Annotated in this window: 12 protein-coding genes; 6 read left to right on the top strand and 6 right to left on the bottom strand. The window is 75.3% G+C overall.

The window, feature by feature from the left end; translation table 11 throughout:
* Positions 1-162 precede the first annotated feature (162 nt).
* The 4 genes from lanKC to OIM89_RS12260 all read left to right on the top strand — a co-directional run bounded on the left by lanKC (position 163) and on the right by OIM89_RS12260 (position 6,834).
* Complete coding sequence (gene lanKC, locus OIM89_RS12275) at positions 163-2,742, top strand: class III lanthionine synthetase LanKC (protein WP_264491261.1); 2,580 nt, start codon at positions 163-165, stop codon at positions 2,740-2,742.
* A gap of 89 nt (positions 2,743-2,831) precedes the next feature.
* Complete coding sequence (locus tag OIM89_RS12270; RefSeq protein WP_008415578.1) at positions 2,832-2,963, top strand: SapB/AmfS family lanthipeptide; 132 nt, start codon at positions 2,832-2,834, stop codon at positions 2,961-2,963.
* Between the two features lie 158 nt (positions 2,964-3,121).
* Entirely contained in the window at positions 3,122-4,903 is a 1,782-nt protein-coding gene (locus OIM89_RS12265; protein WP_264296869.1) for an ATP-binding cassette domain-containing protein, read from the top strand.
* Entirely contained in the window at positions 4,900-6,834 is a 1,935-nt protein-coding gene (locus OIM89_RS12260) for an ABC transporter ATP-binding protein (protein WP_264491260.1), read from the top strand. The genes OIM89_RS12265 and OIM89_RS12260 overlap by 4 nt, the downstream gene beginning before the upstream one ends.
* A gap of 230 nt (positions 6,835-7,064) precedes the next feature.
* Here the strand turns inward: OIM89_RS12260 and OIM89_RS12255 are convergent, their stop codons facing one another.
* Positions 7,065-7,763 carry a helix-turn-helix transcriptional regulator gene (locus OIM89_RS12255; protein ID WP_192831828.1) on the bottom strand — a complete coding sequence of 233 codons (699 nt, stop codon included), beginning with the start codon at positions 7,761-7,763 and terminating at the stop codon, positions 7,065-7,067.
* Positions 7,764-8,038: 275 nt separating this feature from the next.
* Complete coding sequence (locus OIM89_RS12250; protein WP_030700156.1) at positions 8,039-8,290, bottom strand: hypothetical protein; 252 nt, start codon at positions 8,288-8,290, stop codon at positions 8,039-8,041.
* A 141-nt stretch (positions 8,291-8,431) separates the two neighbouring features.
* Between OIM89_RS12250 and OIM89_RS29860 the strand changes: the two genes are divergently transcribed.
* The gene (locus OIM89_RS29860; protein WP_023417793.1) at positions 8,432-8,815 is read left to right on the top strand and encodes a cold-shock protein; all 384 of its coding nucleotides are present in this window, start codon (positions 8,432-8,434) and stop codon (positions 8,813-8,815) included.
* Between the two features lie 91 nt (positions 8,816-8,906).
* Here the strand turns inward: OIM89_RS29860 and OIM89_RS12240 are convergent, their stop codons facing one another.
* The 4 genes from OIM89_RS12240 to OIM89_RS12225 all read right to left on the bottom strand — a co-directional run bounded on the left by OIM89_RS12240 (position 8,907) and on the right by OIM89_RS12225 (position 12,602).
* The gene (locus tag OIM89_RS12240) at positions 8,907-9,806 is read right to left on the bottom strand and encodes a 1,4-dihydroxy-6-naphthoate synthase (protein ID WP_257380528.1); all 900 of its coding nucleotides are present in this window, start codon (positions 9,804-9,806) and stop codon (positions 8,907-8,909) included.
* Positions 9,807-9,889: 83 nt separating this feature from the next.
* Positions 9,890-10,615 carry a futalosine hydrolase gene (locus OIM89_RS12235; RefSeq protein ID WP_030700154.1) on the bottom strand — a complete coding sequence of 242 codons (726 nt, stop codon included), beginning with the start codon at positions 10,613-10,615 and terminating at the stop codon, positions 9,890-9,892.
* Positions 10,616-10,635: 20 nt separating this feature from the next.
* Positions 10,636-11,160, bottom strand: coding sequence for a hypothetical protein (locus OIM89_RS12230; protein ID WP_030700153.1), 525 nt, complete (start codon positions 11,158-11,160; stop codon positions 10,636-10,638).
* A 29-nt stretch (positions 11,161-11,189) separates the two neighbouring features.
* Positions 11,190-12,602 carry an MFS transporter gene (locus OIM89_RS12225; protein ID WP_047471907.1) on the bottom strand — a complete coding sequence of 471 codons (1,413 nt, stop codon included), beginning with the start codon at positions 12,600-12,602 and terminating at the stop codon, positions 11,190-11,192.
* A 411-nt stretch (positions 12,603-13,013) separates the two neighbouring features.
* On the opposite strand from OIM89_RS12225, the gene OIM89_RS12220 reads away from it, so the two are divergent.
* Positions 13,014-13,874, top strand: a complete 861-nt coding sequence (locus tag OIM89_RS12220) for a DUF3027 domain-containing protein (protein ID WP_030700151.1) — start codon at positions 13,014-13,016, stop codon at positions 13,872-13,874.
* Positions 13,875-14,033: the final 159 nt, after the last annotated feature.

Genomic DNA, 14,033 nt, shown 5'->3' with positions numbered 1-14,033 from the left:
CGAGCCCGTCCGCCATGACCCGTTCGGACCATGCGTTTCCCACAACTCGCCGATGACAAGCGTTACTTACCGGCACCGCCCGACCACGGGCAGTGTGGAACCCGTCATCGACGCACGGCACAGCACAGCACGGCACGGGAACGCAGACGGCGAGGGGGGCCGGTGAATCCGGAGTACGCGCTCTACAGCGGCGCCGACCGCTGGTTCTACGACACCCCGCGCCGGGCCGGCCGTGCGGCCGACGGCGACGACCAGGGCGGCGGCGGTCACCGTTACGCCCTCGCCCTGCGCCCCGCCCCCGAGGGCTGGGAGAGCGCCGAGCGCGGCGACTGGTTCTCGCTCGCCCCGGCCGGGCGCCAACTACCGCCCCAGGGATGGAAGATCCACGTCTCCGCGACGTCGGACAACGCCGAACAGGTCCTGGAGACCGTCGCCGGGATCTGCCAGGAGCACGCCACCGCCTTCAAGTTCCTCGCCGGGCCCGCCCTGCTGCTCCACCGCAACACCAAGTACGCCGACCGCGCCGGCAGCGGCAAGTTCGTCACCGTCTACCCGGCCACCACCACCGCCTGCGGCGAACTGGCCGCCGAACTCGCCGACGCCCTCAAGGGCAGCGCCGGCCCGGTCGTCCTCAGCGACCTGCGCTGGGGCGAAGGCCCGGTCCACGTCCGCTACGGCGCCTTCGCACCCCGCTTCACCCGCACCGCCGACGGCTCCCTGGTCCCGGCGGTGGCCGACCCGGCGGGCCGCCTCGTCCCGGACCCCCGCGGCCCCGCCTTCCGCCTCCCCGACTGGGTGGAACTCCCCGACTTCCTGCGCCCGCACGCCGAGGCCCGCGCCGCCCAGGGCACGACCGACCTCCCGTACACCGTCGAACGCGCCCTGCACTTCTCCAACGGGGGCGGGGTGTACGCCGGTTCGCACCGGGAGACCGGCGAGGCCGTGGTGCTCAAGGAGGGCCGGCCGTACGCCGGGCTCGCCGCCGACGGGGCCGACGCCGTCACCCGCCTGGAGCGGGAGTACGCGGCCCTGCGCGCCCTCGAAGGGCTGGCGTGCGTCCCGCGCGTGCACGGACTGCACACCGTGGGCGAACACCGCTTCCTGGCCATGGAGTTCATCCCGGGCACCCCGCTCAACACCGTCTTCGCCCGCCGCTTCCCGCTCTCCGCCGCCGAACCGGCCGCCGAAGCCCTCGCCGAGCACACCGCCTGGGCCCTGCGCACCCACCAGCTCGTCACGGAGGCCGTCGAAGCACTCCACGCCCGGGGCATCGCCTTCGGCGACCTGCACATGAACAACATCATGGTGGCGCCGGACCAGCTCTCCGTCACCCTCCTGGACTTCGAGGCCGCCACCCCGGCCGCCGAGCGCCGCCCGCAGATCGTCGCCAACCCCGCCTTCGTCGCCCCGCCCCACCTGCGCGGCACCGAGGTCGACCGGTACGCCCTGGCCTGCCTCCGCCTCGCCCTCTTCGTCCCGCTCACCACCCTGCTGCCGCTCGACCGCGACAAGGCGGCCCACCTCGCCGACCTCGCCGCCGACCGGTACGGCATCGACCGCGCCCTCTTCGACGAGGCGGTCACCGAACTCGCGGGCCCGGCCAGGCCGGAGGCCGCGACACCCCGTGGCCGCCCCCCGGTGAGCGCCACCGACTGGCCCGCCGCCCGCGACTCGATGGTGGCCGCCCTGCTCGCCTCCGCCACCCCCGAACGCGACGACCGCTACTTCCCGGGCGACATCGCCCAGTTCGCCACCCCGGCCGGCGGACAGTCGTACGGCTACGGCGCCGCCGGTGTCCTGCACGCCCTCCACACCGTCGGCGCCCGCTGCGAGGAGGCCGAGGAATGGCTGATCCGCACCACCCGCCGCCCCGCCTCCGGCACCCCGACCGGCTTCTACGACGGACTCACCGGCATCGCCTGGACCCTGGACCGCCTCGGCCACCGCGAGGACGCCCTGCGCCTCGCCCACCTCGTCGCCGCCGAACCCCTCGACACACTCGGCCCCGGTCTGCACTCCGGCGCCCCCGGCGTCGCCCTGGCCCTGCGCGACCTGGCCGACGCCGCCGACGACCCCGCCCTCGGCAAGGCCGCCGACCGCGCCGAGGCCGCCGCCCTCCGCCCCGCCGCCCCCGGCGGCAGAGCCGGACTTCTGCACGGCCCGACCGGCACCGCCCTGCTCTGCCTGCGCCGCCACGCCCGTACCGGCGAGGCCGCCCTGCTCGACACCGCCGCCACCGCCCTCCGTCAGGAGCTGAGCCGCTGCGTGCCGGGACCGGACGGCTCGCTCGTCGTCTCCGAGGCCCGGCGGACCATGCCGTACCTCGGCTCCGGGAGCGCGGGCATCGCCCTGGTCCTCGACGACTACCTGGACCGGCGGCCCGACCCGGACTTCGAGGAGGCCCGTACCGCCCTCCTGCGGGCCACCGGCTCCGCCTTCTACATCCAGCCGGGCCTCTTCCGGGGCGTGGCCGGACTCCTCCTCCACCTGGCCCGCACCACCACCCCCGGCGACCGGGCCGCCCGCACCGCCCTCCTGACCCGCCAGACCACCCTGCTGGACTGGCACGCGCTCACCTACGAAGGGCATCTCGCCCACCCCGGCGAACAGTTGACGCGCCTGTCGATGGACCTCTCCACCGGCACGGCCGGCGTCCTGCTCGCCCTGGCCGCGACCTACGGCGAACCCGCCGCGCACCTGCCCTTCCTCCCGCCGCTCCGGCGGCCCACAGACCGGCCCTGAACCCAGGGTCGCGCACCACCCAGCACCACCAGCACCACTCGTTTTCCCAGGTGGCGGTCGTCCGACCGCTCGACACGAAGGAGTACGTCATGGCGCTTCTCGACCTCCAGGCGATGGACACCCCGCAGGAGGAGGCGGTGGGCGACCTCGCCACCGGCAGCCAGATCTCGCTGCTCATCTGCGAGTACAGCTCGCTGAGCGTCACCCTCTGCACCCCGTGACGCAGGGCTGACCCCGGCTGTCCGCCGCGCGCCCGGCCCCCGCGGGCCGGGCGCGTGCGACAACCCTTGGTCCCGGGCGCCCCAGCGCCCGGGACCTCCCGCGTTCCGCGCCCCTCCCGGACGCCCCCGCCCCCCCCGCCCGCCCGAACGGAGCAGCCATGACCGCCGCCCCCGCCGACGCCGACCGGGCCCGCGCCACTCCCGGCCCGCCGCCCGCCGAGGGGCGCCTGCTGCGGGAGGCGGTACGCCGGGGCAGGGGTCCCGCGGCCCTCGTCCTCGCGGCCACCGCGCTCGGCGCCGCCGCCGCCGTCACCCTGCCCCTCGCCCTCGGCCGTGCGGTCGACCTGCTCATCGCCCGCGCCGACGCCGGGCTCTGGGTCCTGCTGTGCACCGCGCTGATCGCCACCGAGGTGGCCACGGACGCCCTGGTCGCCCGCACCGGCGGCCGGACCGGCGCCGCCACCACGGCCTGGCTGCGCCGCCGCGCGCTCGCCGGCTTCCTCGCCGCGCCCCCCGCCGCGACCACCGGCACCGGCCTGCCCACCCGCCTCACCGCCAACGCCCTCGACGCCGGAACCGCCCCCGTCGCAGCCGCCACCGCGGCCGCCGCCGGCCTCGCCCCCCTCGGTGGCCTGGCCGGGCTCTTCCTCGTCGACCCGTGGGCGGGCGCCGCCTTCGTCTGCGGCGTCCCGCTCCTCCTCCTGATCCTGCGCGCCCTGCTCCGCGACGGCCGCGCCGCCCTCACCACGTACCAGGAGGAACAGGGCCGCATGGCCCGCCTGCTGACCGGCGCCCTCACCGGCGCCGCCACCATCGCCGCCGCCGGAACCGTCCGTGCCGAGGAACGCCGCGTCCTCGCCCCGCTGGCCGGGATGCGCGCGGCCGGCGAGCGCACCTGGCGCGTCCAGGGCCGCGCCGCCGGCCTCTCCGGCGCGCTGATGCCGCTCCTGGTCGCCGCCGTCCTCGCCGTCGGCGGCGTACGCCTCGTCGCCGGCCACCTCACCCCCGGCGACCTCCTCGCCCTCTCCCGCTACGCCGTCCTCGCCGCCGGAGCCGGAGCGCTGGCCGGCGCCCTCAACGGCTGGGTACGCGCCAAGGCGGGCACCGCCCGCGTCGAGACCGTCACCACCCTGCCGCCCACCCCCTACGGGACGCGCGACCTGCCCCCCGACGGCGATGGCACCCTCACCCTCCGCGGCGTCCACGTGACCCGCGACGGCGTACCGCTCCTCGACTCCGTCACCCTCACCCTCCCCGGCGGCACCACCACCGCCCTCGTCGGCCCGTCCGGCGCCGGAAAGTCCCTGCTGGCGGCGGTGGCCGGCCGCCTCACCGACCCCGACGAGGGCACCGTCCTCCTCGACGGAACCGACCTGCGCACCCTCTCCGCCGACGCCCTGCGCCGCGCCGTCGCGTACGCCTTCGAACGCCCGGCCCTCTTCGGCACGACGATCGCCGACGCCGTCGCCTGCGGCCCCCTGCCCGAGCCCGACCTCCGCCGAGCCCTGCGCCGCGCCGCCGCCGACACCTTCACGAACCGCCTCCCCCACGGCACCCGCACCCCCCTCCCCGCAGCCCCCCTCTCCGGCGGCGAACTCCAACGCCTCGGCCTGGCAAGGGCGTTCACCCGCCCCACCCGCCTCCTGATCCTGGACGACGCCACCTCCAGCCTCGACACCGTCACCGCCCACCTCGTCACCCGCGCCCTCACCGACACCCCCGGCACCCGCCTCACCGTCACCCACCGCCTCACCACCGCCGCCCAGTCCGACCAGGTCATCTGGCTCGACGCGGGCCGGGTACGGGGGACGGGGCCGCACTCCGCCCTGTGGCGGGACCCGGCTTACCGTGCGGTCTTCGGGGCGGGGGCGGGGGCTGGGGTTGGGGGCGGCGCTGGCGCAGGCGTCGGGGTCGACAACGGCACCGGGGCCGCCGAGTGACCCGCCTTCGCGACACCGACGGCGCCCCCAGCCCCTTGCTGCGCCCTGGCCTCACCTTCGCCCGCCGCCGCAAGGGTCCGCTCGGGGCGCTGGCCGCCTGGTCGCTCCTCGAATCGGCCCGTACCTTCCTCACCGGCTACGCCGTCGCCCGCGCCCTGGACGACGGTTTCCTCTCCGGGGACGTCCGCACGGGCCTCCTCTGGCTGCTCGCCCTCGCCGCCGCAGCCCTCGCCGGGGGCCTCGCCGACGCCGGGGTCTTCCGCGCGCTCGGCGGGGTGATCGAGCCCCTGCGCGACTCCCTGGTCCGCCGCGTCGTCCGCGCCACCCTGACCCGGGCCGTCACCTCACCCACCCCGGCCGACACGGCACGCGTCTCCCGCCTCACCGCCCAGACCGAGATCGCCCGCGACGCCGCCGGCGGCGTCCTCCTGACGGTACGTTCGTTCCTCTTCACCTCAGCGGGCGCGATCACCGGCTTGGCGGCCCTCTCCCCGAGGCTCCTTCCGCTCGTCCTGATCCCCCTCGCCGCCGGCCTCACGCTGTTCGCCGCCACCCTCCGCTCCATGGCCGCCCGCCAACGCGACCTCCTCGACGCCGACGAACACCTCGCCGCCTTCGCCGGCGAGACGGACCGCGCGGCCCGCGACATCTCGGCCACCGGTGCCGCCCCTCTGGTCGCCGCCGAGGCAGCTCCCCTCATCACCGCCGAGGCCACCGCCGCCACCGCCCTGGCCCGCTGGTCAGCCATCCGCGTCACCGCCCTCGGCCTCGCCGCCCACCTCCCCGTGGCCACCCTCCTCCTGGCCGCCCCCACCCTCCTCTCGTCCGGCCTCACCCCCGGCGAACTCCTCGCCGCCCTCACCTACGTCACCACCGCCCTCCTCCCGGCCGTCAACGCCCTGCTGACGGCCCTGGGCACGGCGGGGTCGCGGCTGGTGGTCGTGCTCCACCGGCTGCTGGGGGAGGAGGTTGACGTACGGGAGGAGCAGGCGGACGTACGAGGGAGAGGGGACGGCGTACGGGGGGCGAGGGCCAGCTCGCAAGGGAAGCCGGACGACGGACCCGCCATCCCCGCACCCTCGCTCCCCGAGCCCTCCCACGCGCCTGAGCCATCCCGCGCGGAACCCTCAACCCCCGGACCCCACCCCACCCGCCCGGCACCCCCCGCCGTCACCCTGCGCGGCGTGACCTTCGCCTACGGTCCCGACGCCGCCCCCGTCCTCGACCACCTCGACCTCACCGTCGAACCCGGCGAACACCTTCTGGTCGTAGGCCCCAGCGGCGCGGGCAAATCCACCTTGCTGGCCCTCCTCGCCGGCACCGCCCACCCCCGACACGGCCAGATCCACCTCGCGGGCCACACCGCCACCCAGGCCCGCGCCCTCGGGACGAACGCCCGCGTCCTCGTCCCCCAGGAGCCCTACATCTTCGAGGCCCCTCTCCGCGACAACCTCACCTACCTCGCCCCGGACGCCCCCGACTCCCGCATCACAGAAGCCGTCGACACCTTCACCCTGACCTCCCTCGCACCCGACCCCCTCTCCCCCCTCCGCCCGGACCACCTCACCCCGTCCGAACGCCGCCGCATCGCCCTCGCCCGAGCTTGGCTGACACCTACGCCCCTGCTCCTCCTGGACGAACCCACGGCCCACCTGGACGCGGGGGCGCGGGAAGCCACAGAGCTTGCCTTCGCTTCCCACCCGGCCACGGTCATCACGGTGAGCCATCACTTTCCGGTGCCTGATCCCGGGCAGCGTGTCCTGCTCCTGGACGGGGCCACCCCTTACCTGGGGACGCACGCCTCGCTGCTGCGGGAGTCGGCCTTGTATCGGGAACTGGCGGCGGGGGTGCGGCAGCCTTCGGCGGTGGGGAGTCGAAGCACAGCGTCGACCTCGGCCTGGGCGGGGAGTGGGCACGCTCAGGAGCGCTGACGATTGGCGCGAGCCCATCCCCGCACGCGCGGGGAGCAGCTGGCGCTTCTGCTCACGGTCGGCCGTCAGTCGGGACCAACCCCGCACGCGCGGGGAGCAGTCTCGCTGACCTGGGGTTTCACCCAGCCCAGCCACTCACACCCCGACCACACTCCGCAGGCTCACCTGGCCCCACCCCACTTGCCAACCCCACCCCACTCGCCAATCCCACCCCCAAGCCCCACGCCCCCTCAGACCCACCCCGCCGCCCGGCTGATCCGAATAGCATCCACCCGGTTCCGCGCCCCCACCTTCCGCGTAGCCGAAGCCATGTAATTCCGCACCGTCCCGTGCGACAGGCACAACCCCCGCGCGATCTCCGCCACCGAGTCCCCCTGCGCGGCCCGGCTCAGCACCCGCACCTCGCGCGGTGACAGCGGCATGTCCATTGCCCGGAGCAAGCTCATCGCCAGCCCGTCGTCCACGTACCGACCGCCCCCGGCGGCCAGGCGTATCGCGGTGGCCAGGTGGCCGGCGGCCCCGTCGCGGTCGACCAGGCCGAGTGCGCCGGCCGCGTAGGCGAGCCGGAGTACGCCGGGGTGGTCCGCCCCGGCCAGTACCACCAGTGCCGCGCGCCCCCCGCCCGCCCCGGCGAGCCCCAGCCCCGGCCGGGAGGCCGCGAGGGCGGGGGTGGCGTGGGTGGGTTCCTTGGCGGAGCCTTGCAGGGAGCGGCGTTCGAGGTGGGCCGCTCCCACGGGACAGGAGCCGTCGACGACGGTCACCGTGGCGGGGGCGCCGGTGGCGCTGGTGGTGCCGGACGACGCTCTGCTGAAGCCGGGGGCGCCCGTGACCTGGAACCTTTCGCGTTCCAGCAGGGCCACCAGGGCCGATCGCAGGACACCCGAGCTGTGGATCACCTGTACGCGAGCCGTCGTTTGTGCGCGAGACATCGTTCCGCCTTCCGCTTTCCGGAGACTCAGCGGGGCGTCGCGTTCCGGGTTCGGAAGCGGCGCCGTCGCTGTTCAGCCTTGGCCGACGGTCGTCGCCGATTCCGGGAGGCGAAACGCTTCCGCCAGCGGAGCGGGCGGCGTCCGTGGTCGCCGCAGATCGGCGGCGGGCCCATCATCGGCGGGAGCCGGAGAGCGGGGGAGGGCGCGGAAGAGGGCGCGCGGGGCGCCCGGAACGTTCGGAAGTGAGCCGGAGCGTGCCGGGCGGGGTGTGGCGCTCAGCCCTCGACGGCCGCCCGGGTCTCGCGCCGCTGCGCGGCGATCTGGCGGACCAGCCCGGCCCCCGCGACGAGGAAGCCGACGCCCATCAGCATGGAGACCAGGTAGGCCGCGGTCGGGAACGGGTCGGAGCCGAGGAAGAGGGGCGCGACGGTGACGAGGGTCGCCAGGGCGCCGATGATGAAGACGATGCCGCCGGTCTTCACGAGGCGGTCGCCGGGGGCCGGGGTCTGCTGGGTGGTGTCGGACACGGGACCAGGGTAGTTCCCCGGCCCCCGTAATCTCCGCGCCGGGGTGGAGCGGATGGGATAGCTTCGCCGTGGGTACATCCCCCCTGATATGTGACCAGGACACTGCGGCCGGACGGCGGCAGGGCGAGAAGGGACAGTGCTTTGCCGACTGGCAAGGTCAAGTGGTTCAACAGCGAGAAGGGCTTCGGCTTCCTCTCCCGCGACGACGGCGGCGACGTCTTCGTGCACTCGTCCGTGCTGCCCGCCGGCGTCGAAGCGCTCAAGCCCGGTCAGCGGGTGGAGTTCGGCGTGGTCGCCGGGCAACGCGGTGACCAGGCACTTTCCGTGGTGCTCCTCGACCCGGCGCCCTCGGTCGCCGCCGCGCAGCGCCGCAAGCCCGACGAGCTGGCCTCCATCGTCCAGGACCTCACCACCGTCCTGGAGAACGTCAGCCGCAGCCTGGAGCGCGGCCGCTACCCGGACAAGGCCTCCGGCGCCAAGGTCGCCGGCATGCTCCGCGCCGTCGCCGACCAGCTCGACGTCTGAGCGAGCGACTCCCTTCAGCGCGTACGACGAGACCGCCGGAACACGCTGTTCCGGCGGTCTCGTCGTACGTGTTCCAGCCGTTCCGTTCCGGTCACGGGAAACGCAGGGCGTCCGGGGCCAGCGGCGGGACCAGGCCCTCGGCCGCCGCCCGGGTCAGCAGGCCGCGCACGGCCGCGTACCCGTCCTCGCCGAGGTCGGCGGTGAACTCGTTGACGTACAGGCCGATGTGCTGGTCGGCGACGTCCGCGTCCATCTCCTGGGCGTGCGCCAGGACGTACGGGCGGGAGGCGGCGGGGTCGTCCCACGCCATCCGGACCGAGGTGCGCAGCGCCTGGGCCAGCGCGGTCAGGCGGTCGGCGCCGAGTGAGCGGCGGGCGATGATCGCGCCGAGCGGGATCGGCAGGCCGGTCGTGGCCTCCCAGTGCTCGCCCATGTCGGCCAGCTTGTGCAGGCCGTAGTTCTGGTAGGTGAAGCGGGCCTCGTGGATGACCAGGCCCGCGTCGACCTTGCCGTCCCGGACCGCGGGCATGATCTCGTGGAACGGCATCACCACGATCTTCCCGACCCCGCCCGGCACCTGGTCCGCCGCCCAGAGCCGGAACAGCAGGTACGCCGTCGACCGCTCGCTGGGCACCGCCACCGTCCGCCCGGCCAGCGCCCCCGGCAGGGACGCCTCGCGGGTCAGTACCAGCGGGCCGCACCCCCGGCCGAGCGCCCCGCCGCACGGCAGCAGGGCGTACTCGTCGAGCAGCCAGGGCAGCGCCGCGTACGAGACCTTGAGGACGTCGTACTCGCCGCGCTCGGCCATGCCGTTGGTCAGGTCGATGTCGGCGAAGGTCACGTCGAGCGCGGGCGCGCCCGGGACCCGGCCGTGGGCGACCGCGTCGAAGACGAAGGTGTCGTTGGGGCAGGGGGAGTAGGCGATGCTCAGCCGCCCGGCCTCCTCGTCCGCCGTCCCGCGTACGCCGCCGCCCGTACCGCTCTCACTCATGTCGCCGCCTCGCCTTCCCTACTGCTACTGCTACTGCTACTGCTGCTGCTCGCGCCGCCTGTGCCGCGCGTACTGCTACCCGCTCACGGTACGAGGCGGGCGCGGGCCAGGGCGAAGGGGCTCCCCGCCTCGGCGGGGGCGAGACGGACGAAGGCCGAGGTCAGCGCGGTGAGGGCGGCGGGAATCCGCCAGGCGTCGCGGTCGCGGGGGCCGATCGCGTTGGAGACGGCGCGGATCTCCAGCACCGGTACGCCGTGCGCGGCGGCCGCCTCCGCGACGCCGAAGCCCTCCATCGCCTCGGCCACCGCCGACGGGTGGCGGGCCAGCAGCTCGGCGGCGCGGCCGGCGCTGCCCGTGACCGTGGAGACGGTGAGTACCGCGCCGGGCACGAGCCCCGCCTCGCGGGCCGCCTCGACCAGCGCGGCGGGCGGCACGTGCACGTCCGTACCAAAACCGAGCCCGGTCACCGGAACGAAGCCGTCCGGTGTTTCGGCGCCCAGGTCGGCCGCGACGATCCGGTCCGCGACCACCACCGCGCCCACCGGCGCCCGCTCGGCGAAACCGCCGCCGATCCCGGCCGAGACGACCAGGTCGTACGGGTTGCCCGCGAGCCGGGCCGCCGTCAGTGCGGCCGAGGTGGCGCTCGCCGCGGCGGCCGGGCCGACCCCGGCGGCCAGCACGTCGGCGCCCGGGGTGCGCAGCAGCACCGCGCCGGGCAGCGCCGTCTCCTCCGGGGTGTCCGGCGCCCCGAACGCGCGCGCCACCGCGTCCCGCTCGGGCGGGACAGCGGTGGCGACGAGCAGCCGCACGGCGGGCGTGGGCAGGCGGGTCAGGACTCCTTCTCCAGCTTGAACGACCACAGGCCGGTGGCGGAGCTGCCGTCGTTCTCCAGGATGGAGAGGACGGTGGAGTCGCCGGAGGCGCCGTACTGCTGGTTGAAGAAGACGCTGCCGGGGATCGTCCGGAAGGTCTTGTTGGACGCGTCGGTCAGCGGCTGGCCGTTCATGAGGATCGTCCAGCCCTTGTCGGCGATCTTCGGGTCGACGCCGATGTGGACGTCGGCCTCGGTGTCGACCTTCACGGTCTTCACCTCGGCGCCGTTGCCGGAGTCGCCCTCACCCTTGTCCTGGAGGCACTCCTGGAGCTTCTTCTCGTCGATCTTGGAGCCGCCGTTCCAGCACGTCGCCTCGGAGTTCACCGAGTCGGAGCCGATGGTGACGGTGGCGACCGCCGTCGGCTTGTCGCAGGCGGACAGGACGAGCAGGCCGGCGGACACCGCGCCGAGGACGGCGAACCCGCGGCGCGTGGCCGGGCTGAACTGACGTGCGGCTCCGCCGCGGGGCAGGGATGTCATGGGCGAAGGCTATCGGGCCCGTTGGAGGGTCACGCCACGCGGGGGTGCGACGCGCCGCGTCTGGCCGACGCCAGCAGCGCCCGTACGGTCGTCAGCCAGCCGAGTGCCACGATCAGCGCGCCCACGCTCAGCCCCAGCGGCCCGCGCAGCGGCAGCGCGATCCCGATCGCGCCCCCCACCACCCACGCCATCTGCAACAAGGTCTCCGAACGGGCGAACGCCGACGTCCGCACCAGCTCCGGCACATCACGCTGGATCAGCGCGTCCAGCGACAGCTTGGCCAGCGCCTGGGTGAACCCGGCCACCGCCCCCAGCACCGCCACCACCGCCGCGCCGAAGAACACCGCCGCCGACACCGCGACCGCCACCAGCGCCCCCACCACCGTCACGATGATCACCTCCGGCGCCCGGGCCCGCAGCCACGCGCCGACCGCCGTCCCCAGCGCGTTCCCCGCCCCCGCCGCCACCCCGACCAATGCCAGCGACACCGCCGCGCTCTGCCCCGTCAGCGGATGCTCACGCAGCAGGAACGCCAGGAAGAAGATGAGGAACCCGCTCTGACACCGCACACAGGCATTGGCCGCCAGCGCGTGTGTCACCGCCGGCCCGACCGTCCTGAGCCCCGGCCCCTTCCGCCGCCGCTCCTTGTCCTTCTCTTTCTCTTTCCCCTTGTTGTTTCTCTCCGCCGGCTCGGCCACCGGGTCCCAGCGGGCGTCCACCGCCGCCGCGAGATGCTGCTCGTCCGCCGCCAGCAGCGCCCGCCGCTCGCCGCGCGCCGAGTCGACCTTCGGCGGCAGCCGGAACGACAGGAACGCGCCGCCGAGGAAGAGGAGACACGCCCCGTACAACGGCCACCCCGGGCCGATCATCTGGAGCCCCGCACCGACCGGCGCCGCCACCCCGGTGGCCAGCAGCCCGCCGAGCGTCACCCGCGAATTGGCCTTGACCAGCGAGAACCCCTGCGGCAACAGCCGGGGCACCACGGCGCTGCGCACCACCCCGTACGCCTTCGAGGCCACCAGGACGCCGAGCGCGGCCGGGTACATCTCCAGGCTCCCGGTCGCCACCGCCCCCGACAGCACCAGCGCCAGCACCGCCCGCGCCAGCATCGACCCGGCCATCGCCGCCCGCCGCCCGTGCGGCAGCCGGTCCAGGAGCGGGCCCACCACCGGCGCCAGCAGCGTGAACGGCAGCATCGTCACGGCCAGGTAGAGCGCCACCCGGCCCCGCGCCTCGTCCGTCGGCACCGAGAAGAAGACCGTCGAGGCCAGCGCCACCGTGATCATCACGTCCCCGGCGCCGTTCACCCCGTGCAGCTCGATCAGCCGCCCGAGCCCCGACTCGCCCGCGCCCTGCGCGTGCGTCACCTTGCGGATGCCGCGCGCCGGGCCCGTCACGGGAGTCCGCAGCGCGCGGCCCACAACCCGGGCGGCCCTGCGCACCGGGCTGCGCTCCACGCGCGGCGAGCCTGAGGCGGTCACGTGGTCATAGTGCCCCCTGGCGGGCCGAGTATGACCCGAAGTGTCCCGAGCAACCCCTGTGGCCGAAGCGGGGCCGCACCGCCCCTCGCCGCCGGGCTCGCCCGCACCCGTACGACGCGCCGCCGACGCCCCTGAGCGGCCCGGCTTCCCACGTCGGTGTGGGAGACGGGGCCGCGAGAGGGTAGCGTGCACTCACGCGCCTGCGACGGTACTCCCGGCCGCGCGCCACTTCGCGATCCCCCAGAATGGTTCGCGTAGGCGTGCCCTGGACGATCGGGCGCGGACGTCGACGCGGCCCATCGGTCCGCTCCGTCCGCTGCCCGTCCCCGTCGCATGCGACTCGTGAGACGGCGTAGGAGAGAAGCGATACCTGTGAGCGCAGCGACAACGCGAAGCCGCACCCCCGACCGCTTGTGCGCCGAGGCGGTCGACCTCGCGCGGAGCGTGGCCGAGGAGACCGCCGCCCCCGGGGTGGTCGGCGAGCACCTCGCCGTCACCGCCGACGGCGACCGCGTCGCCACCCACTACTTCGCCTGCCACGACCCCGGCTACCGGGGCTGGCGCTGGGCCGTCACCGTCGCCCGGGCCTCACGCGCCAAGTACGTCACCGTCGACGAGTCCGTGCTGCTGCCCGGGCCCGACGCCCTCCTCGCCCCCGAGTGGGTGCCGTGGAGCGAGCGGCTGCGCCCCGGCGACCTCGGCCCCGGCGACCTGCTCCCCACCGAGGCCGACGACCTGCGCCTCGAACCCGGCTGGATCGCCGACGAGGAGCCGCCGCCCAACTCGGCCGTCTCCGCCGACATGGCCGAGCTGGTCGAGGCCGAGGACGCCTCCCTCTCCGCCGGGCCGCCCGCCGACCTGCCCCTCGCGCCCGAGCGGGGGTCCGTCGCCTCCGTCGCCGAGGAGCTGGGGCTACGCCGCTCGCGGGTGCTCTCGCGGTACGGGCTGCTCGACGCGGCCGAGCGGTGGGAGGCGCGGTTCGGGGCCGAGTCCGCGATGGCGCAGGCTGCGCCGGCGCCCTGTGTCAGCTGCGGGTTCCTTCTGCCGTTGGCCGGGTCGCTGCGGCAGGCGTTCGGGATCTGCGCCAACGCCTACTCTCCGGCCGACGGCCACGTCGTCTCCCTCGCCTACGGCTGCGGCGGCCACTCCGAGGCGGCCGTCATGCCTACGCCTCCCCGTCCCCCCGACCCCGCCCTCGACGAGACCCGCCTCGACCCGTTGTCCCTCGACTAGGGGCGCCCCTCGCCCGCCGGCCGGGATGTGGCTGCGCCGCGACTGGGGGTACCGGTTGTTGCACGGGCCGGTCCCCGATTGGCCTCAATCGCCGGCCGGGCTGGGATTCGGTGGGGCTGGGCTCCGCCGCGACCTGCCCGCTCTGCCCCTGCGGGTCAA

The sequence above is a fragment of the Streptomyces sp. BI87 genome (genome assembly GCF_025957665.1).
Lineage (GTDB): Bacteria > Actinomycetota > Actinomycetes > Streptomycetales > Streptomycetaceae > Streptomyces > Streptomyces albidoflavus.
This window is presented reverse-complemented; position numbering and strand designations above follow the sequence as displayed.